Source organism: Myceligenerans cantabricum, from assembly GCF_054777735.1.
The window spans coordinates 239,788-258,818 of sequence record NZ_BAAHAJ010000004.1; the positions used below are offsets into that span (position 1 = coordinate 239,788).

18 protein-coding genes are annotated in these 19,031 nt (G+C 71.6%); 8 read left to right on the forward strand and 10 right to left on the reverse strand.

Annotated elements, in window-relative coordinates:
• The first annotated feature begins 21 nt into the window (after positions 1-21).
• A complete protein-coding gene (locus ACYU96_RS03460) occupies positions 22-1,164 on the forward strand; it encodes an epoxide hydrolase family protein (RefSeq protein WP_460749090.1) in 1,143 nt (380 codons plus the stop codon).
• A 69-nt stretch (positions 1,165-1,233) separates the two neighbouring features.
• Here the strand turns inward: ACYU96_RS03460 and ACYU96_RS03465 are convergent, their stop codons facing one another.
• Both ACYU96_RS03465 and ACYU96_RS03470 read right to left on the reverse strand, forming a co-directional pair.
• Positions 1,234-1,440, reverse strand: coding sequence for a hypothetical protein (locus ACYU96_RS03465; protein WP_460749092.1), 207 nt, complete (start codon positions 1,438-1,440; stop codon positions 1,234-1,236).
• Positions 1,441-1,594: 154 nt separating this feature from the next.
• Positions 1,595-3,214, reverse strand: coding sequence for an ABC-F family ATP-binding cassette domain-containing protein (locus ACYU96_RS03470; protein ID WP_460749094.1), 1,620 nt, complete (start codon positions 3,212-3,214; stop codon positions 1,595-1,597).
• A 111-nt stretch (positions 3,215-3,325) separates the two neighbouring features.
• Here ACYU96_RS03470 and ACYU96_RS03475 point away from each other — a divergent pair, with 111 nt between their 5' ends.
• The 4 genes from ACYU96_RS03475 to sigJ all read left to right on the forward strand — a co-directional run bounded on the left by ACYU96_RS03475 (position 3,326) and on the right by sigJ (position 6,271).
• Entirely contained in the window at positions 3,326-3,595 is a 270-nt protein-coding gene (locus tag ACYU96_RS03475; RefSeq protein WP_460749095.1) for an exodeoxyribonuclease VII small subunit, read from the forward strand.
• On the forward strand, positions 3,592-4,527 hold the full coding sequence (locus tag ACYU96_RS03480) for a carbohydrate kinase family protein (RefSeq protein WP_460749097.1): 936 nt from the start codon (positions 3,592-3,594) through the stop codon (positions 4,525-4,527). The genes ACYU96_RS03475 and ACYU96_RS03480 overlap by 4 nt, the downstream gene beginning before the upstream one ends.
• Before the next feature lie 37 nt (positions 4,528-4,564).
• Positions 4,565-5,224 carry a carbonic anhydrase gene (locus ACYU96_RS03485; RefSeq protein WP_460749099.1) on the forward strand — a complete coding sequence of 220 codons (660 nt, stop codon included), beginning with the start codon at positions 4,565-4,567 and terminating at the stop codon, positions 5,222-5,224.
• A 75-nt stretch (positions 5,225-5,299) separates the two neighbouring features.
• Positions 5,300-6,271, forward strand: a complete 972-nt coding sequence (sigJ, locus tag ACYU96_RS03490; RefSeq protein WP_460749101.1) for an RNA polymerase sigma factor SigJ — start codon at positions 5,300-5,302, stop codon at positions 6,269-6,271.
• Here the strand turns inward: sigJ and ACYU96_RS03495 are convergent.
• Positions 6,237-6,977: an SDR family oxidoreductase gene (locus tag ACYU96_RS03495; RefSeq protein ID WP_460749103.1), complete on the reverse strand. Its 741-nt coding sequence runs from the start codon at positions 6,975-6,977 to the stop codon at positions 6,237-6,239. The genes sigJ and ACYU96_RS03495 overlap by 35 nt on opposite strands.
• 235 nt (positions 6,978-7,212) lie before the next feature.
• Between ACYU96_RS03495 and ACYU96_RS03500 the strand changes: the two genes are divergently transcribed.
• On the forward strand, positions 7,213-8,652 hold the full coding sequence (locus tag ACYU96_RS03500) for a class II fumarate hydratase (protein WP_460749104.1): 1,440 nt from the start codon (positions 7,213-7,215) through the stop codon (positions 8,650-8,652).
• Positions 8,653-8,847: 195 nt separating this feature from the next.
• On the opposite strand, the gene ACYU96_RS03505 is transcribed toward ACYU96_RS03500, so the two are convergent.
• Positions 8,848-10,227 (reverse strand): PhoH family protein, encoded by a 1,380-nt coding sequence (locus tag ACYU96_RS03505; RefSeq protein WP_460749106.1) that lies wholly within the window; start codon positions 10,225-10,227, stop codon positions 8,848-8,850.
• A gap of 381 nt (positions 10,228-10,608) precedes the next feature.
• Between ACYU96_RS03505 and ACYU96_RS03510 the strand changes: the two genes are divergently transcribed.
• Both ACYU96_RS03510 and nhaA read left to right on the forward strand, forming a co-directional pair.
• On the forward strand, positions 10,609-11,166 hold the full coding sequence (locus ACYU96_RS03510; protein ID WP_460749108.1) for a DUF1697 domain-containing protein: 558 nt from the start codon (positions 10,609-10,611) through the stop codon (positions 11,164-11,166).
• Positions 11,167-11,284: 118 nt separating this feature from the next.
• Positions 11,285-12,586, forward strand: a complete 1,302-nt coding sequence (gene nhaA / locus ACYU96_RS03515) for a Na+/H+ antiporter NhaA (protein WP_460749109.1) — start codon at positions 11,285-11,287, stop codon at positions 12,584-12,586.
• A 92-nt stretch (positions 12,587-12,678) separates the two neighbouring features.
• Here the strand turns inward: nhaA and ACYU96_RS03520 are convergent, their stop codons facing one another.
• The 6 genes from ACYU96_RS03520 to ACYU96_RS03545 all read right to left on the reverse strand — a co-directional run bounded on the left by ACYU96_RS03520 (position 12,679) and on the right by ACYU96_RS03545 (position 18,916).
• Entirely contained in the window at positions 12,679-13,866 is a 1,188-nt protein-coding gene (locus tag ACYU96_RS03520) for an acetyl-CoA C-acetyltransferase (RefSeq protein WP_460749111.1), read from the reverse strand.
• A 65-nt stretch (positions 13,867-13,931) separates the two neighbouring features.
• On the reverse strand, positions 13,932-14,591 hold the full coding sequence (locus tag ACYU96_RS03525; RefSeq protein WP_460749112.1) for a 3-oxoacid CoA-transferase subunit B: 660 nt from the start codon (positions 14,589-14,591) through the stop codon (positions 13,932-13,934).
• Positions 14,592-14,594: 3 nt separating this feature from the next.
• Positions 14,595-15,368: a CoA transferase subunit A gene (locus ACYU96_RS03530; protein ID WP_460749114.1), complete on the reverse strand. Its 774-nt coding sequence runs from the start codon at positions 15,366-15,368 to the stop codon at positions 14,595-14,597.
• Positions 15,369-15,408: 40 nt separating this feature from the next.
• Complete coding sequence (locus ACYU96_RS03535) at positions 15,409-16,782, reverse strand: short-chain fatty acid transporter (protein ID WP_460749116.1); 1,374 nt, start codon at positions 16,780-16,782, stop codon at positions 15,409-15,411.
• Positions 16,779-17,546: a 3-hydroxybutyrate dehydrogenase gene (locus ACYU96_RS03540; protein ID WP_460749117.1), complete on the reverse strand. Its 768-nt coding sequence runs from the start codon at positions 17,544-17,546 to the stop codon at positions 16,779-16,781. Before ACYU96_RS03540 ends, ACYU96_RS03535 begins: the two co-directional genes overlap by 4 nt.
• Positions 17,543-18,916, reverse strand: coding sequence for an MFS transporter (locus ACYU96_RS03545; RefSeq protein WP_460749119.1), 1,374 nt, complete (start codon positions 18,914-18,916; stop codon positions 17,543-17,545). Before ACYU96_RS03545 ends, ACYU96_RS03540 begins: the two co-directional genes overlap by 4 nt.
• Positions 18,917-19,031 lie beyond the last annotated feature (115 nt).

Consider the following 19,031-nt stretch of genomic DNA (forward strand, 5'->3'; position numbering starts at 1 on the left):
ATGGCTGGAACCGTGAGAGGCATGAACGAGGACACCGCACTCACCCCCTTCCGCATCGACATCCCCCAGGCCGACATCGACGACCTGAACCAGCGGCTCGCGAACACCCGCTGGCCGTTCCCCGTCCCGGGCCGGGACGATCGCACCGACTTCAGCCGCGGCACTCCGGTGGCCTACCTGCGGGACCTCGCGGACTACTGGCGCGACGGGTTCGACTGGCGCGCGCAGGAGTCGGCACTCAACACGTACGAGCAGTTCACGACGGTGGTCGACGGCCAGACGTTCCACGTCGTGCACGCCCGCTCGGCGAACCCGGACGCCACCGCGATCATCCTGAGCCACGGCTGGCCGGGGTCCTTCGTCGAGTACCAGCACCTGATCCCGCTGCTGACCGACGACTTCCACGTCGTGATCCCGTCGCCGCCGGGCTTCGGATTCTCGACCCCGCTGTCGGGCACGGGCTGGGAGCTGACGCGGACGACGGAGGCCTGTGCCGAGATCATGAAGCGTCTCGGGTACGAGCGGTTCGCGGCACACGGCACCGACCTCGGCTCGGGGATCACCGGCCAGCTCGCCGCGCTCCACCCGGAGCGTGTCATCGGTACGCACACCGGCAGTGACGGGCAGATGCTCGGGCTGGTCGGCGAGAAGTTCCCCTTCCCCGACGGGTTGTCCGACGACGAGATCGCCCAGATCGAAGCGATCGGGGTCAGAGGCGCCGCCGATCGCGGGTACTACGAGATGCAGAACCACCGCCCCGACACGATCGGCGCGGCGCTCGTGGACTCGCCCGTCGGCCAGCTCGCGTGGGTCGCCGAGAAGTACAAGACCTGGGCCGGCGGCGCGTACCGGACGCCTGACGAGTCGGTCGACCGCGACCAGCTCCTGACGAACATCAGCCTGTACTGGTTCACCCGCAGCGGCGCGTCGAGCGCGCAGTTCTACTACGAGGCCGAGCACTCGGGGCTCAGCTGGATCACGCCTTCCGCCGTGCCGGCCGGGTGGGCCGTGTTCGACACCCACCCGCTCATGCGCCGCGTGATGGACCCGGGGAACGCGATCGGTCACTGGACCGAGTTCACCGAGGGCGGCCACTTCCCCGCGATGGAGGAGCCGAAGCTGCTCGCGGACGACATCCGCGACTTCTTCCGCGGCATCTCCTGACCGCCTCGCCGGGGCGTGCCCGGGCACCGGTGGGGACGCACCCTGCCCGGGCCCGGGCACGTCCGGGTGCTACGCCGCCGCGAGCCCGGAGCGCGACGCGGCGCCGGCCATCCAGTGCGCCTCCCGGAGCTCGACGAACGTCCGGATGCAGCCCGCACAACCGATCAGATGGTCCTCGATCCGGCGCCGGCGGCACGGGAGCGGCTGGTGCTTGAGGTACTCCTGCATGGCGGCACGCGTCTCTGCGCATCCCAGGGCCTGAAGTGTGTCCCGCATGCACCTCAGACGCCCGAGGACGCCGGATGTCACAGCACTTCCGACAAATTCCCAAAATGTCGGACGGCCCTCCGGTCGCCACCGGAACGAACGGCCGGCCGCACTGCCCCATGCAACGCAGCCACCTCGGCGACACGCGGCCACCGGCACGCGGCTACCTCGCCCGCTCGACGCGCCGTTCGTCCCACACCGGCTCGGGGGTCTCGCGCACGACGCCGTCGGACCCGAACACCAGGTAGCGGTCGAAGGCTCGCGCGAACCAGCGGTCGTGCGTGACGGCCAGGACCGTGCCCTCGAAGGCCTCCAGGCCTTCCTGGAGCGCCTCGGCCGACTCCAGGTCCAGGTTGTCCGTGGGCTCGTCGAGCAGCAGCGCCGTGCAGCCGGCGAGCTCCAGCAGCAGGATCTGGAATCGGGCCTGCTGCCCGCCGGACAGCCGGTCGAAGGGGCGTTCGGCCGCGTCGGTCAGCTCGTAGCGGCGCAGCCGTGACATCGCCTTGCCACGGTCCTGGGCGTGCTCGGCCCACAAGATGTCGAGCAGCGTGCGGCCGAACAGCTCCGGGTGCGCGTGCGTCTGTGCGAAGTGTCCGGGCACCACGCGCGCCCCGAGCCTCCACGCACCGGTGTGCGCGACCTCTCCGCCCGCCAGCAGCCGCAGGAAGTGCGACTTCCCCGACCCGTTGGAGCCGAGCACGGCCACCCGCTCCCCGAAGAACACCTCGAGGTCGAACGGCTTCATCAGGCCGGTCAGCTCGAGGCCTGTGCAGGTCACCGCCCGCAGCCCGGTCCGCCCGCCGTGCAGCCGCATGGTGATGTCCTGCTCGCGCGGCGGCTCCGGCGGCGGGCCGGCCTCCTCGAACTTTCGCAGGCGCGTCTGCGCGGCCCGGTACCGCGACGCCATGTCGGGGCTGTTCGCCGCCTGCTGGCGCAGTGTCAGCACCAGCTTCTTGAGCTGGGCGTGCTTCTCGTCCCAGCGCCGCCGCAGCTCCTCGAAGCGCGCGAACCGCTCGCGCCGCGCGTCGTGGAAGGTCTCGAAGGAGCCGCCGTGCACCCATGCGTCGGCCCCGGCCGGGCCTGGCTCCAGGGACACGATCCGGTTCGCCGCCCGCGCGAGCAGCTCGCGGTCGTGGGAGACGAACAGCACGGTCTTGCGCGTCTCGCGCAGCCGCTCCTCGAGCCAGCGCTTGCCGGGCACGTCGAGGTAGTTGTCCGGCTCGTCGAGCAGGAGCACCTCGTCGGTGCCCCGCAGCAGCGCCTCCAGCACCAGCCGTTTCTGCTCGCCGCCGGAGAGCGTGCGCACCTCGCGGAACTGCGCGCGCTCGTACGGCACCCCGAGCGCCGCCGTCGTGCACACGTCCCACAACGTCTCGGCCTCGTAGCCGCCCGCCTCGCCCCAGTCCACGAGGGCCTGGGCATAGGCCAGCTGCGCGGGCTCGTCGTCGACGGTCAGCATGGCGTGCTCCGCCCCGTCGACGGCGCGGGCGGCGTCGCGGATGCGCGGTGCGGAGACCGAGGCGAGCAGGTCGCGCACGGTGCTCTCGTCCCGGACCGACCCGACGAACTGCCGCATCACCCCGAGGCCGCCCGTGACGGTGACGCTGCCGCTGTCCGGGACGAGCTCGCCGGTCAGGAGCCGCAGCAGCGTCGTCTTGCCGGCGCCGTTGGGTCCGACCAGCGCGGTGGCGCTCCCCTCCCCCACCCGGAAGGACACGTCACCGAGGAGCGTCCTCCCGTCGGGAAGGTAGTACTCGAGATGCGCGGCTTCGAGATGACCCATGGGCACATGGTCGCCGCTGAGCCCCGGGATACCAAAAGATTTCGGCCGTCCGGCCGCGTGCCTGTGGACAGCTCTCCGCGGATGTCGGTGACGTGTTGTTGACTGTTCCCCGTGAACACCGACGCCAAGAAGACCGTCGCACCCGATGTCGCCGAGCTGTCCTACGAGCAGGCACGGGACGAGCTCGTCCGCGTGGTCCAGCGCCTGGAGGCAGGCGGGGAGCCGCTGGAGGACTCGCTCGCGCTGTGGGAACGTGGCGAGGCCCTGGCCACGCGGTGCCAGGAGTGGCTCGACGGTGCCCGCGAGCGCCTCGCGGCCGCGCAGGCGGCGTCGGGCGGCGGCACCGGTCCATCGACGAACGACAGTGAGGTCACCGAATGAGCAGCCATGTTCTCGCCGTGGGCGAGGCCCTGGTCGACGAGGTGCACCGGCCGGACGGTTCCACGGCCGAGCACCCGGGCGGCAGCATCGCGAACGTCGCCCTGACGCTCGGGCGCCTGGGCCGGGACGTCCGGCTGGCGACCTGGCTGGGCCGGGACGAGCGCGGCGACTCGGTGCGCGCGTGGCTCGGGGAGTCGGACGTGGCGACGGCCGCCGGCAGCGACGGCGCGGACCGCACGAGCGTGGCGGTGGCGACGCTGGACGACGGCGGCTCGGCCACCTACGAGTTCGACCTCACCTGGCGGGTGCCCGAGCAGGCGGCCGCCGGCCCGGAGACGCTGGCCGTGCACACGGGCTCGATCGCGGCGGTGCTGGAGCCGGGCGGCAGCCAGGTGCGCGCGCTGGTCGAGGCGGCACGGGCGACGTCGACCATCACGTACGACCCGAACGCGCGGCCGGTCATCATGGGCCCGGCCGACGAGGCGCGGGAGCGGATCGAGGCGCTCGTCGCGCTGTCCGACGTGGTCAAGGTCAGCGACGAGGATCTCGGCTGGCTGTACCCGGGCCAGGAGCCGACGGCGGCGGCCCGTGCCTGGCTGTCCGGCGGGTCGGGCGGCGGGGCGGGGCCGTCGCTCGTGGTGGTGACGAAGGGCGGTGCGGGTGCCGTCGCGCTCACGGCCGGTGACGACGTCGAGGTGAAGGCGCCGGTCGCGCGGGTGGTCGACACGGTCGGTGCCGGGGACTCGTTCATGGGCGCGCTGATCGACGGCCTGTGGAGCCAGGACCTGCTGGGTGCCGGACGTCGGGACGCGCTGCGCGCCATCGGGCCGGAGACGCTGGGCGGGCTCCTCGAACGGTGCGTCGCGGTCGCCGCGATCACGGTGTCGCGCGCGGGCGCCAACCCGCCGCGCCGGGAGGAGCTGGACGGATGATGGGCGCACGAGAACTCACGACCGAGGAGCCGCACGCATGAGCGAGATCGAACGTCTGACACCGCAGGAGGCCTGGAAGCACCTGCGCACGGGCAACGACAGGTTTGTGAGTGACGCACCGGCCCATCCGTCGCAGAACGCCGCGCGGCGTGCGGAGCTGCAGGCGGCCCAGCATCCGCACACCGTGATCTTCGGCTGCTCGGACTCGCGGGTGGCCGCGGAGATCATCTTCGACCAGGGGCTGGGCGACGTGTTCGTGGTCCGGACCGCGGGGCACGTGCTCGACACGACGGTGATCGGCTCGATCGAGTACGGGGTGGACGTCCTGGGCGCGTCGCTCGTGGTGGTGCTGGGCCACGACTCGTGCGGCGCCGTGGCCGCGGCGGCGCACACCCTGGCCACCGGTGAGCAGCAAGGCGGGTTCGTGCGCGCCGTCGTGGACCGGGTGATCCCGTCGATCGTGAACATCACGTCGGGCAGTCCCGGGACCGGCATGGCGGCGCTGTCCGACCCGGACGTGCTGCGCCGCGAGCACGTGAAGCACACGGTCGGGATGCTGCACGGGTACTCGGCGGGGCTCGCGTCGGCGGTCGCGGAGGGCCGCTGCGCCGTCGTCGGCGTGGAGTACGACCTGTCCGACGGCGCCGCGCGGCTGATCCATGTGCTGGGGGACGTGGGGGAGGATCCCGGCGAGTGACCGGCCTCACCGCGAGGCGGGCACGGGTGTGCGGCACGATGGGGCCATGAGGTCCACCGGCGGCAGGGGGCCGCGATGACAGGTCGCCAGCCCGTGCCCGCGGCCGACGGGCTCGACGACGCCGCGGAGGTGTTCCTCGCCGCGCGACGGCGGTTGTTCGGCATCGCGTACCGGATGCTGGGCTCCGCGGCCGATGCCGAGGACGTCGTCCAGGACACGTGGGTCAGGTGGCAGACGACGGACCGGTCGGTGGTGGTGAGTCCGCAGGCGTTCCTCACGACCGTCACGACCCGTCTGGCGATCAACGTGCTGCGCAGCGCGCGGTCCCGGCGCGAGACCTACACGGGACCGTGGCTTCCCGAGCCGGTGGACACCAGCGCGGATCCCACGCTGGGCGCCGAGCGGGCGGAGGCGCTGGATGTCGCCGTGCTCGTCCTGCTGGAACGCCTGACGCCCACGGAGCGTGCCGCCTACGTCCTGCGTGAGGCGTTCGACTACGGGTATCCCGAGATCGCGCAGGTCCTGGACACCTCACCGGCCGCCACCCGGCAGCTCGTCAGCCGTGCCCGCAAGCATCTCGCGTCGGGGCGTCGAGCCACGGTGAGCACGGCAGCGCGGCACGACCTGCTCACCGCGTTTCTCGCCGCGGCCCGGGCGGGCGACGTCGAACGGCTGGAGCACCTGCTGGCGGCTGACGTCGTCACCCACGCCGACAGCGACGGCAGGGTGAAGCAGGTCGCCCGGGTCGCGGTCACGGGCCGCGCCAAGGTGGCCCGCCTCCTGTCCGTGTACGCCGAGAGCTTCTGGGCGGGCGTCACAGTCTTCTCCCTGGAGGTCAACGGCGGAGCCGCGTGCGGCATGGCGCGTGACGGGGAGCTGATCGGTGTCCTGGTCGTCGGCTTCTCCGAGGAGGGCGTCCACGAGCTCCTGTGGCAGATGAACCCGGTCAAGCTCGAACCGCTCCGGCGGTCCCGCGCCGGCCACGGGACGGCGGCCGGCGCGGGCACGTCGACTACGCCCGAGCCGCCTGCCACTCCGCGTAGCTGAGCTCTCCCAGCCGCGCAGGCCCCGCGGGCACGAGCTCTCCGTCCGCGAGCGCCGCGCCGAAGTACGTCGCGGCGGGGTCGGTGAGCACCTGACGCGGGTCGCCGTTCGACGCGAGGTGGGTCCGCACGATCTCGTCGAAGGCGACGGTCTCCGGCCCCGCGATCTCGACGGTGGCGTCGAGCGGCGTGCCCGCCGCGACCTCGGCCACGATCCGGGCGACGTCCGCGGACGCGATCGGCTGGAAGCGGACCGGTGCCATGCGGACGACGCCGTCGACCGTCGCCGCGTCGGCGATCGAGTCGAGGAACTCGAGGAACTGGGTGGACCGCACGATCGACCAGTCCGCGGTGGACGCCTTGACGAGCGCCTCCTGGACGAGCTTGGCTCGCATGTAGCCGGCGTCGATCCCCTCGGCACCGACGATCGAGAGGATCACGTGGTGCCGTACCCCTGCCTCCGCCTCGGCCGTCAGCAGGTTGCTCGTCGACTCCCGGAAGAAGCGAGTGGCGTCCTCCTCCGCGAACGACGGCGAGTTGCTGAGGTCGATCACCACCTGGGCGCCCTTCACGGCCTCTGCCAGCCCCGCCCCGGTCAGGGTGTCCACACCGGTCCGCGGTGAGGCGGCCACCACCTCGTGGTGTCCCCGCAGCCGGTCCACCACCTGGCTGCCGACCAGCCCGGTGCCTCCGATGACCACGATCTTCATGGTGTGCTCCTTCGTCGCTCTCCGGCACGCCCTCCGGCATGCCGTTCTGGGGACGGGCCGTTCGGCTCGTCGCGAGTCCTGACCGGGACCCGGGCGGATCTGTGACAGGCACCTTCCGTCCCGGGCCGGCCGACAGGCGCCCCGTCACGCACCGCCGGCCACGCACCCGCCCGACGGTGACGGGAGTCACGCGTTCGGGTACGTCGCGGGAGCGAGGCTGCGGCACGATAGAGCCATGAGTTCCGACACCGCCGTCCCCGCGCCGTCCGGCGCCGCCGAGGAGACCGAGTTCCGCATCGAGCACGACACGATGGGTGAGGTCCGCGTCCCGAAGAACGCCCTCTACCGCGCCCAGACGCAGCGCGCCGTGCAGAACTTCCCGATCTCCGGCACGCCGCTGGAGCGCTCGCACATCGAGGCGCTCGCCCGCGTGAAGAAGGCCGCCGCCCAGGCCAACGCCGAGCTGGGCGTGCTCGACCAGGACGTCGCCGCCGCCATCGTCGCCGCCGCCGACCGCGTCGCCTCCGGCGAGTTCGACGCGCACTTCCCGGTCGACGTGTACCAGACCGGTTCGGGCACGTCGTCGAACATGAACACGAACGAGGTGCTCGCCACCCTCGCCACGCAGTCGCTGGGCCAGGAGGTGCACCCGAACGACCACGTCAACGCCTCGCAGTCGTCGAACGACGTGTTCCCCACGTCGGTGCACGTGGCCGCGACGTCGGGCATCGTGAACGACCTGGTGCCCGCCCTGCGGCACCTCTCGGGCGCACTGGCCGCGAAGTCGGAGGAGTTCGCGCAGGTCGTGAAGTCCGGCCGCACGCACCTCATGGACGCCACGCCCGTGACGCTCGGCCAGGAGTTCGGCGGCTACGCGGCCGCGATCCGGTACGGCATCGAGCGGGTCGAGGCCGCGCTCCCCCGCGCGGCCGAGGTCCCGCAGGGCGGCACCGCCGTGGGCACCGGCATCAACACGCCGGCGGGCTTCCCGCAGCGGGTCATCGCGCTGCTGGCGCAGGACACGGGCCTGCCGATCACCGAGGCGCGCGACCACTTCGAGGCGCAGTCGGCACGCGACGGACTGGTGGAGCTGAGCGGCGCGCTGCGCACGATCGCGGTGTCCCTCACGAAGATCTGCAACGACCTGCGCTGGATGGGCTCGGGCCCGAACACGGGTCTCGGCGAGATCGCGCTGCCCGACCTGCAGCCGGGCTCGTCGATCATGCCGGGGAAGGTCAACCCGGTGATCCCGGAGGCCGTCCTCATGGTGGGCGCGCGCGTGGTCGGCAACGACGCGACCGTGGCCTGGGCCGGGGCGTCGGGCACGTTCGAGCTGAACGTGCAGATCCCCGTCATCGCGCAGGGCGTGCTGGAGTCGATCCGCCTGCTGTCGAACGCGTCGCGCGTCCTGGCGGACAAGACGGTCTCGGGCATCACGGCGAACGTCGAGCGCGCGGCCGCGCTGGCCGGCTCCTCGCCGTCGATCGTCACACCGCTGAACCGCGTGATCGGCTACGAGGCCGCCGCGAAGATCGCCAAGCACTCGGTGGCGAACAAGCTCACCGTGCGGGAGGCCGTGATCGACCTCGGTTTCGTCGAGCGCGGCGAGATCACCGAGGCACAGCTTGACGAGGCGCTGGACGTCCTGTCGATGACGCGCCCGCCGCAGGCCTGAGTCACCGGGAGGCGCGCTGCCGAGGGGCACACCCAGGAGAGGATCCAACTGTGGTTAGCCTTACCTAAGGTGCTACGCTCCTCCCGCACGACGCGAGCAGAAGAGGCGCTCCACCGGACTCGCGGGGCTGGGGGGCTTCCGTCCGGTGGAGCGCCTCTTCTGCGCGCTCGTCGCAGCGCGCTCACGCTCGCGGGCTCACACCTCCAGCTTCTCGAGCATGTCGGTCACCAGCGCAGCCACCGGCGACCGCTCCGAACGCGTCAGCGTCACGTGCGCGAACAGGGGGTGCCCCTTGAGCGTCTCGATCACCGCGGCGACGCCGTCGTGCCGCCCCACCCGCAGGTTGTCCCGCTGCGCGACGTCGTGCGTGAGTACCACCCGCGCGTTCTGCCCGATCCGGGACAGCACCGTGAGCAGGACGTTCCGCTCCAGGGACTGGGCCTCGTCGACGATCACGAACGCGTCGTGCAGGGACCGCCCGCGCACGTGGGTCAGCGGCAGCACCTCGAGCATCTCCCGGCCGACCACCTCGTCCAGGACGTCCTTGGAGACGAGCGCCTCCAGGGTGTCGTAGACCGCCTGCCCCCACGGGTTCATCTTCTCGGCCTCGGATCCGGGCAGGTAGCCGAGGTCCTGCCCGCCCACCGCGTAGACCGGCCGGAAGACGACCACCTTGCGGTGCTGCCGCCGCTCGAGCACCGACTCCAGCCCCGCGCACAGGGCGAGCGCCGACTTGCCCGTCCCGGCGCGGCCGCCGAGGGAGACGATCCCGATCGCCTCGTCCAGGAGGAGGTCGATGGCGACGCGCTGCTCCGCCGACCGGCCGTGGACCCCGAACACCTCCTGGTCCCCGCGCACGAGCCGCACCCGCTTGTCCGCGGTGACCCGTCCGAGGGCGGAACCGCCCGGGGCCTGGATCACCGTGCCGGTGTGCACCATGAGCGGACCGGCCGCCTCCACCGCCGTGGGGTCGAGCGCGGTCAGGTCGAGGCTCTCCGACTCCCACAGCTCGGACATCTGCTCGTCGCTGACGGCGAGATCCCGCATCCCGGTCCAGCCGGACTCGACAGCGAGCTGGGCACGGTACTCCTCGGCCGTGAGCCCCACCGCCGAGGCCTTGACCCGCATCGGCAGGTCCTTGGACACCACCGTCACGTCCGCGCCCTCGGCCGCGAGGTTCGCGGCCACGGACAGGATGCGGGTGTCGTTGTCACCGAGCCGGAAGCCGGCCGGCAGGACGGTCGGGTCGATGTGGTTGAGCTCGACGCGCAGCGTGCCGCCGGTGTCACCGACGGGGATCGGCGAGTCGAGCCGGCCGTGCTGCACGCGCAGCGTGTCGAGCATGCGCAGGGCGCTGCGGGCGAAGTAGCCGAGCTCGGCGTGGTGCCGCTTGGACTCGAGCTCACTGATCACGACGACGGGCAGGACGACGCCGTGCTCGGCGAACCGGAAGATGGCGCGCGGGTCGCTGAGAAGCACCGAGGTGTCGACGACGAACGTGCGGCGATCGTCTCCGGCCGAGGTGTCGCCCTCGGCCGTGCGTCCGATCTGGGAGGTGGCGGTCGTTCGGGTCATGGCATCTGCTCCCTCCGGCGCCGAAGCGCCTCGCAGCCGCGTCGTCGTTCACGAAGCTGGTGGATGAGCGGTCGGCCCGCCCCTGGCGCACGGCGACGTGGCGCAGGGTCGAGGTCGACCCCCTCCACGGAGCAATGACTCCATAGGGTGGCCTCCCGAAGGACGACTGGGTGCCGTCCTTGTTCGTGAACGTACGCCGCCATGGAAGTTCTGACCAGCCCCTCACCCGGGCGGGTCGCCAGATGTCACACACTGTTCACATCTTTGTAACTTCTTGCCCTTCCGGCCAAGGTTCAGTCAAGCAACAGTCTCCCAACGACCTTCGCACGACCTCCGCGCGCCGGGATGGCGTCCGCCAGACCGTTCCGACAGGATGTTCCGATGGCTGCATTCGTCGTCCTGCTCCGCGGGGTCAACCTCGGGCCGCATCGCCGCGTCCCCGCCGCCGACCTGCGCGGTGCCGCCCTCGACGCCGGCTTCGCCGACGTCCGCTCCTTGCTCAACAGCGGGAACGTGGTTCTCACGACGGGCACGTCAGGCGTCGAGGCGCCCGACGACGCCGCCCGGCTCCTCACGACCCATCTGACCGCACGCGTCGACACCGAGATCCCCGCGATCGCGCTGACCGCCGACCGGCTGCGCACGATCGTCGCCGAGAACCCCTTCCCCGCCGCGGCCCGCAACGACCCGTCGCACATGCAGGCGCACGTACCGTTCGGGGAGGTGGACGCGGCGGGGATCGCCCGTCTCGACCTCCAGCACCCCGGACGCGAGCACATCGGCGTCGCCGCCGGCGTCGTGTACGTGCACTACGTCGACGGGATCGGGCGATCGAAGCTCACCGCGCCCGTGCTCGACAAGGCCGCCGGCACCACCCTCACCGGACGCAACTGGAACACCGTCACCCGGCTCGTCGAGATGCTCCAGGATCTTTCGTGACCCGAGGGCCGTTCGTGACACGGACCACTCTTTCCTGAGAGCGAACCCGTAGCAGAGCAAAGTCAGGCTCCAGGTAAGGTTGTGTCCCTGGATCGCAATCGGTACCCAAGGAGACTGCGTGACCACATCCGCCACCGTTGAGGCCCCCGGACCCATTCACAAGCTCCGCAGGTGGGTGACCAGGGAGACGACTGGCGGAGCGCTCCTCATCGGTGCAGCCGTGATCGCGCTCGTGTGGGCGAACTCCCCGTGGCGCGAGACCTACCTGACGCTGTCCGAGACCGTCCTCGGGCCCGAGTACCTCTTCGGGATCAACGTCCACCTCAACCTGACGCTCGCCGAGTGGGCGGCGGACGGCCTGCTCGCCGTGTTCTTCTTCGTGGTCGGGCTGGAGCTCAAGCACGAGTTCGTCGCGGGCAGCCTGCGCAGCCCCAAGGAAGCCGGCGTGCCGATGCTGGCCGCCGTGGGCGGTATGGCCCTGCCGGCCCTGCTGTACGTCGGCATCGTCTTCGCGTTCGGCGCCGGGGACCTCGTCCACGGCTGGGCCATCCCGACCGCCACCGACATCGCCTTCGCGCTGGCCGTGCTCGCCGTCTTCGGCAAGGGCCTGCCCATCGCGATCCGGACCTTCCTGCTGACGCTCGCCGTCGTGGACGACCTCCTGGCGATCATCGTGATCGCCATCTTCTACACGGAGACGATCCTCTGGTGGCCGCTGCTCGTCGCCTTCGTCGCCGTGGCGCTCTTCGCGTGGCACGCCCGGTCGCGCAAGCCGCGATGGTGGCTCCTGCTGCCCCTCGCGCTCCTCGCGTGGAACTTCATGCACATGTCGGGCGTGCACGCCACGGTCGCCGGCGTGCTGTGCGGCTTCGTGGTCCCTGCAGTCCTGATGCACGGCGAGTCCGACTCCCGGACGCACGCCTACGAGATGAGCGTGCGGCCGACGTCGTCCGGTATCGCCCTGCCGATCTTCGCCTTCTTCGCGGCCGGGGTGTCGCTGGTCGACGGCGACGGCCCCGCCGCGCTGATCGGACAGCCGGTGGTCCTGGCGATCATGGTGGGGCTCATCGCGGGCAAGCTGATCGGGGTGCTCGGCACCACCTGGCTCGTGACCCGCGTGACGCCGTTGCGGCTCGCGAGGGGCATCGGCGTCCGCGACCTGCTGCCGGTGGGCCTGCTGGCCGGGATCGGCTTCACCGTGTCCCTGCTGATCAGCGAGCTGTCGTTCGGTGACGCCGAGCACGCCGACGGTTCCAAGATCGCGATCCTCATCGGTTCGGTGGTGGCTGCCCTCCTCGGCGCGTTCACGCTCCGCTGGGACGCCCGGCGCGCCCGCACGACGGACATGAACCTGGACGGCATCGACGACGACGTCATGGACTTCATCGGCGACGAGAACGACCTCAAGGAACACGGCTGAGGCCCACGCCTCGCAGCGCCACCACCGCAGCGAACCGACCGTCGCACGGGGCAGTCACCTCGTGCGACGGTCGGTTCGTCCAGCCGAGCCGGCTACGCCTCCAGCAGCAGGGCCTCACCCTGACCGCCGCCGCCGCAGAGGGCGACCGCGGCACGACCCCCGCCGCGGCGCGACAGCTCGTGGGCCGCGTGCACCGCGAGGCGCGCACCCGAGGCGCCCACCGGGTGACCCAGCGAGATCCCGCCGCCGTGCACGTTGACCCGGTCCATCGAGAGACCCAGCCGCCGCGCCGACACGACGGCCACGACGGCGAACGCCTCGTTGATCTCGACCACGTCGAGATCGCCCACGGACCAGCCTTCACGGTCGAGCGCCTGCTCGATCGCGTGCGCCGGCTGGGAGTGCAGCGAGTTGTCCGGTCCCGCCACCTGGCCCCAGGACCGTACGGTCGCCAGCACCGGGGCTCCGGCCGCCTCGGCACGCGCCCGCGTGGTCAGCACCAGCGCGGCCGCGCCGTCGGAGATCTGCGAGGAGTTCCCCGCCGTCAGCGAACCGTCCTTCGTGAAGGCCGGGCGCAGCCGTGCCAGCCCCTCGGCCGTCGTCTCGGGCCGCACCCCCTCGTCCTCGGCCACCTCGACGGGCTCGCCCCGCCGCTGCGGCACGTGCACCGGTGCCAGCTCCGGCTCGAAGACCCCGTCCTTCCAGGCAGCCGCCGCCCGCTGGTGCGAGGCCGCCGCGACGGCGTCCTGCTCCTCGCGGGTCACCGCGACATCGCCCGTGTTGTGCTCCTCGGTGGACTCCCCCATGGAGACCCGGTCGAACGAGTCGACCAGGGCGTCGTGCGCGACGGAGTCCTGCATCGTCACCGGCCCGTACGCGAAGCCCGTGCGGGAACCCTGCAACAGGTGCGGGGCGTTGGTCATCGACTCCTGCCCGCCCGCGAGCACGACGTCGGCCTCGCCGGCGCGCAGCATCCGCGCGCCGTCGACGATCGCCGTGAGCCCGGACAGGCACACCTTGTTGACGGTCACGGACGGCACGTCCCACGACACCCCGGCCGCGACGGCGGTCTGCCGTGCCGGGTTCTGCCCCGCGCCGGCCTGCACCACCTGGCCGAAGATCACGCGGTCCACGTCGCCGGCGAGCGTCCCTGATCCCGCGAGCGCCTTCCTGGCGGCCACGGCGCCGAGCTCCACCGCGCTGAGCGAGGCCAGCGCGCCTTTCAGTCGTCCCTGCGGCGTCCGTGCCGCGGAGACGATCACCACGTCGTCGTTGCTCATGGTCTCTCCTTCGTCACTGCACCCGCACCGCCTCGTGAGCGGCCAGGTGCTCTGGTCGAGGTGGCTCAGGCCGTGGTGGCGGTGACCACGTCGTCGGGCACGAGCACCTCGGGCTCGGTCGCGGCGCGCACGTCGTCGACGCTCACGCCCGGCGCCAGCTCCCTGAGTACCAGGCCCTCGGGTGTCACGTCCAGCACCGCGAGGTCGGTGATGATGCGGTCCACGACGCCCTTGCCGGTCAGCGGCAGCGAGCAGGCGTCCACCACCTTCGCCGCCCCGCTCTTCGCGACGTGCTCCATGAGGACCACGACCCGCTTGGCGCCGTGCACGAGGTCCATGCCCCCGCCCATCCCCTTCACCATCTTGCCCGGGATCATCCAGTTGGCGATGTCTCCGCCGGCGGAGACCTGCATCGCGCCGAGGATGGCGGCGTCGATCTTGCCGCCGCGGATCATCGCGAAGCTGGTCGCCGCGTCGAAGACCGACGCGCCCGGCAGGAGCGTCACGGTCTCCTTGCCCGCGTTGATCAGGTCGGGGTCGACGGCGTCCTCGCTCGGGTAGGGCCCGACGCCGAGCAGGCCGTTCTCGGACTGGAGCACCAGCTCCCGGCCTTCCGGCACGTAGTTGGGTACCAGCGTGGGCAGCCCGATGCCCAGGTTGACGTACATGCCGTCCTCGAGCTCACGCGCCGCGCGCGCGGCCATCTCCTGGCGTGTCAGTGCCATGCCTCAGTCCTCCCTGACGGTCCGGCGCTCGATGCGCTTCTCGATGTCCGTGCCCACCTCGACGACGCGGTGCACGAACACCCCCGGCAGGTGAATCTGGTCCGGGTCCAGCTCGCCGGGCTCGACGAGCTCCTCCACCTGTGCCACGCACACCTTCCCGGCCATGGCGGCCTGCGGGGAGAAGTTCCGCGCCGACGTGTGGAACACGAGGTTCCCGTGCCGGTCGCCACGCAGGGCGTGCACGAGCGCGAAGTCGGCGGTGATGGCCTCCTCGAGCACGTACTCGGCCGGCCCGTCGTGCCCGTCGAAGGTGCGGACCTCCTTGACGGGGCTGGCTTCGGCCACCCCGCCCTCGCCGTCGTACTTCCTCGGGAGGCCGCCCTCGGCGATCTGCGTGCCGACGCCGGTGCGCGTGAAGAACGCGGCGATGCCGGAGCCGCCGGCCCGCAGCTTCTCCGCGAGCGTGCCCTGCGGGGTGAGCTCGACCTCGAGCTCGCCCGAGAGGAACTGCCGCTCGAACTCCTTGTTCTCCCCCACGTACGACGCCGTCATCTTGCGGATACGCTTCGCGCCGAGCAGGAGCCCGAGGCCCCAGTCGTCCACGCCGCAGTTGTTCGACACCACCGACAGGTCGGTGGTGCCCTGCTCGAGGATCGCCGTGATCAGCGCCATCGGGTTGCCGCACAGCCCGAACCCGCCGACGGCGAGCGTGGCTCCGTCAGGGATGTCGGCCACGGCCTCGGTCGCGGTGGCGACCTGCTTGTCCAGTCCGGTCATCGCCCTCTCCTTGTCTCCCGGCGGATCTCGCCCGGAACCCTCATCCTGCACCCACGACCGCCAGCGTCGCGACGAACACGACGCCGGACACCAGCAAGGTCACGGTGGTGTAGCCGAGGATGTCGCGGATCTTCAGCCCGGCGATCGCCAGCAGCGGCAGGGCCCAGAACGGCTGGATCATGTTCGTCCACTGGTCCCCGTACGACACCGCCATGATCGCCACCGCCGGGTCGACGCCCAGCCGCTGCGCGGCGTCGAGCAGGATCGGCGCCTGCACCGCGAACTGCCCACCGCCCGAGGGCACGAAGAAGTTCACCACCCCCGCCGACACGAACGCCCAGATCCCGAACGTCTCCGGCGTCGAGATCGCCACGAACGCGTCGGAGAGCACCTGGATCAGCCCCGTCGCCGTCATCATCCCCAGGATGCCCGCATACAGCGGGAACTGCAGCAGGATGTCGCCGACGTTCGACGCCGCGTCCTTCACGAGCGCGGCCAGCTCGAACGGGCTGCGCACCAGGAGGAGCACGAGCGCGAGGAAGGTCCAGTTGACGATGTCGAGCGCGGGGGTGCCGCCGTCGACGAAATAGACCGCGAGGTAGGCGACGAGGCCCAGGCCCACCACCAGCGTGATCACGCGGGACGCGTCCAGCCGGTCGGCCGGGGTCTGCGGCTGCTCGGCGGCGGGCGGCCCGGTGCGGGCGTCGACCCCCAGCTCGGTCACCTCGTCCCCGCGGCGCGGGGCGACGAGCGCCAGGGCACCCGCCACGGCCACGACGGTCACCACCGTCGCGACGACGTTCCACGCGGTAAACGTCGTCTCGCCGACCGGGACCACGCCGCCGAGCTGCTCCGCCACCACCGAGTCCGCGGTCGCCGCCGTCAGCGGCCCCGAACCCGTGTAGCCCATGTGCCACACGACGAACCCCGAGAAGGCGGCCGCCACCAGCAGCGGGAAGTGCACGCGGATCCCTCGCCCGCGCATCTGCGCCGCGACCTCGCGGGCCAGCAGCCCGCCCGCCACCAGGCCGAGCCCCCACTGCACCAGCGACAACGCCGCCGCCACCACGAAGACGAACACGTACGCCTGGACGCCGTTGCGCGGCAGTGCCGCCACGCGGGTGAGCAGCCACCGCACGGGGCGCGTGTTCGCGAGCATGTGCCCCAGCAGCAGGATCAGGGCGATCTGGGTCATGAACTCCAGCAGGCCCGCGAGCCCCTCGCCCCAGCCGACCAGCACGTCCTTGCCGCCGGCGTCGGTCAGCGTCAGCGCGAGCACCGCCACCACGACCGTGAGCAGCACAGCGAACACGAACGCGCTCGGGACGGCTTTCTCCACCAGTGCGTTGACCGGCCGCATGGCGGCCGTGAAGGGGTTCCTGCCCGACGACGTCCTTGTCGTCCCGTCTGTCATCTCGCGCTCCATCCTCCGTCGATCGTCCAGGAAGCCCCCGAGACCATCGCCCCGTCGGGGCCGGTGAGCCAGCCGACCAGCGAACCGACCTCGGCCGGCTCGACGAGCCGCTTGACCGCCGCCTCCGTGAGCAGCACCCGTTCGAGCACCTCGTCCTCGCCGATGCCGTGCGCCGCCGCCTGGTCGGCGAGCTGCGCCTCCACCAGCGGCGTCCGCACGTAGCCCGGGTTGACGCAGACGCTGGTCACGCCCTTCGGGCCGCCCTCCAGCGCCGTCACCTTGTTCAGGCCCTCCAGTCCGTGCTTGGCCGACACGTACGCGCTCTTGTACGGCGAGGCCACCATCCCGTGCACGGACGAGATGTTCACGACCCGGCCCCAGCCGCCGTCGTACATGTGCGGCAGCGCCGCCCGGACCAGCAGGAACGGCGCCACGAGCATGATCGAGTGGATCGTCCGGAACATGTCCGGGGCGAACTCCTCGATCGGGCGCACGTGCTGGATGCCGGCGTTGTTGACGAGCACGTCGACGTCGAGCGTCACGTCGTCGAGCGCCCTCGTGTCCGCGAGGTCCACGACCCAGACGTCGCCGCCGATCTCGTCGGCAACACCCTTCGCGGCGTCACCCGACACGTCGGCGACGGTCACGTGCGCGCCCCGGGCCGCGAGCTCACGGGCCACCGCAGCGCCGATCCCCGAGGCACCGCCGGTGACCAGGGCCCTGCGGCCCTCCAGCGTCGCGGGCGGAAGGCTGGGCCGGTTCACGCAGCGATCTCCTTCCGCGCGGCGGCGTCGGCGGCGTCGAGCTCGTGCAGGGAGGCGCCCTTGGTCTCCCGCAGGGACAACACTGCCACGGCCGTGATCGCGCCCGCTACCAGCAGGTACACCGCGGTCGGCCACCAGTGTCCAGTGTTCCTCAGCCACGTTGTGGCGAGGATCGGTGCGAGAGAGCCCGCGAAGATCGACGTCACCTGGTAGGAGAGCGAGACGCCGGAGTACCGGGTCCGGGTCGGGAACATCTCCGCCATGATGGCGGGCTGCCCGGCGTACATCAGCGCGTGGAACGCGAGGCCGACCACGATCGCCGTGAGGATCAGAGCCGTGTTCTGCGTGTCCAGCAGCGGGAAGGCCCAGAAGCCCCATGTGCCGCCGAGGATCGCGCCCGCCAGGTAGACGGGCCTGCGGCCGACGCCGTCGATCATCCGGCCCACGGCCAGGATGACGACGAAGTGGGTGACGTGCGCGATCGCGATCAGGCTCAGGATCCTCGTGGTGTCCATCCCGAGACCCTCGCTGAGGTACACGATCGAGAACGCGACCACCAGGTAGTACATGATGTTCTCGGCGAACCGCAGGCCCATCCCGGTCAGCACCTGGCGCGGGTACCGGCGCAGCACCTCGGTGACACCGTAGCCGGCAGACTTCTCCTCCTTCTGCTCGGCGCGCGCCTCCTCGAAGATCGGCGCCTCCGAGATCCTGGTGCGGATCCAGTAGCCCACGACCACCACGAACGCGGAGAGCCAGAGGGCGACGCGCCAGCCCCAGGAGAGGAACGCCTCGTCGGTCAGGGTGGCGGACATGATCGCCAGGACCACCGTGGCCAGCAGGTTGCCCACCGGGACGGCGGCCTGGGGCCACGCGGTCCAGGTGGCGCGCCGGTCGTTCGGCGCGTGCTCCCCGACGAGCAGGACGGCGCCGCCCCACTCGCCCCCGACGGCCAGGCCCTGCACGAACCGGAGCAGCACCAGCAGGACCGGCGCGACGACGCCGATCTGGCCGTAGGTGGGCAGGCAGCCCATCAGCACGGTCGCGATGCCGACGAGCATGATCGTCAGCTGGAGCGTGTGCTTGCGGCCCAGCTTGTCACCGATGTGGCCGAACACGATCCCGCCGAGCGGCCGGGCCAGGAAACCGACGGCGTAGGTGACGAACGCGGCGATGATGCCGTCGTACGCGTTGCCCGTCTCGGGCAGCAGGACCTTGGCGAACACCAGTGCCGAGGCCGTGGAGTAGAGGAAGAAGTCGTACCACTCGACGACCGTGCCGGCCATAGAGGCGGCGACGACCTTGCGGAGCAGCGATCTCTCGGGTGCGGGTCCGGGCGCGGGCGCGCCCTGTGTCTGGCTCGTGGCCATGTTTCCTCCGGTTGTCCTCGTCGACACCACAGCGGCTCCGTTGCCGCCACGGGAAGGCGTCGTGCCTCGTCGGTCATGGCAGGGCCATGACGTCGTCGGGAGTCTCGCAGCGGGC

What these genes read in the sequence shown, in the direction of transcription:
- ACYU96_RS03460 (WP_460749090.1), top strand. Translation starts at nt 22, where the DNA reads ATGAACGAGGACACCGCACTCACCCCCTTCCGCATCGACATCCCCCAG.
- ACYU96_RS03465 (WP_460749092.1), bottom strand. Translation starts at nt 1,440, where the DNA reads ATGCGGGACACACTTCAGGCCCTGGGATGCGCAGAGACGCGTGCCGCC.
- ACYU96_RS03470 (WP_460749094.1), bottom strand. Translation starts at nt 3,214, where the DNA reads ATGGGTCATCTCGAAGCCGCGCATCTCGAGTACTACCTTCCCGACGGG.
- ACYU96_RS03480 (WP_460749097.1), top strand. Translation starts at nt 3,592, where the DNA reads ATGAGCAGCCATGTTCTCGCCGTGGGCGAGGCCCTGGTCGACGAGGTG.
- ACYU96_RS03485 (WP_460749099.1), top strand. Translation starts at nt 4,565, where the DNA reads ATGAGCGAGATCGAACGTCTGACACCGCAGGAGGCCTGGAAGCACCTG.
- sigJ (WP_460749101.1), top strand. Translation starts at nt 5,300, where the DNA reads ATGACAGGTCGCCAGCCCGTGCCCGCGGCCGACGGGCTCGACGACGCC.
- ACYU96_RS03495 (WP_460749103.1), bottom strand. Translation starts at nt 6,977, where the DNA reads ATGAAGATCGTGGTCATCGGAGGCACCGGGCTGGTCGGCAGCCAGGTG.
- ACYU96_RS03500 (WP_460749104.1), top strand. Translation starts at nt 7,213, where the DNA reads ATGAGTTCCGACACCGCCGTCCCCGCGCCGTCCGGCGCCGCCGAGGAG.
- ACYU96_RS03505 (WP_460749106.1), bottom strand. Translation starts at nt 10,227, where the DNA reads ATGACCCGAACGACCGCCACCTCCCAGATCGGACGCACGGCCGAGGGC.
- ACYU96_RS03510 (WP_460749108.1), top strand. Translation starts at nt 10,609, where the DNA reads ATGGCTGCATTCGTCGTCCTGCTCCGCGGGGTCAACCTCGGGCCGCAT.
- ACYU96_RS03520 (WP_460749111.1), bottom strand. Translation starts at nt 13,866, where the DNA reads ATGAGCAACGACGACGTGGTGATCGTCTCCGCGGCACGGACGCCGCAG.
- ACYU96_RS03525 (WP_460749112.1), bottom strand. Translation starts at nt 14,591, where the DNA reads ATGGCACTGACACGCCAGGAGATGGCCGCGCGCGCGGCGCGTGAGCTC.
- ACYU96_RS03530 (WP_460749114.1), bottom strand. Translation starts at nt 15,368, where the DNA reads ATGACCGGACTGGACAAGCAGGTCGCCACCGCGACCGAGGCCGTGGCC.
- ACYU96_RS03535 (WP_460749116.1), bottom strand. Translation starts at nt 16,782, where the DNA reads ATGACAGACGGGACGACAAGGACGTCGTCGGGCAGGAACCCCTTCACG.
- ACYU96_RS03545 (WP_460749119.1), bottom strand. Translation starts at nt 18,916, where the DNA reads ATGGCCACGAGCCAGACACAGGGCGCGCCCGCGCCCGGACCCGCACCC.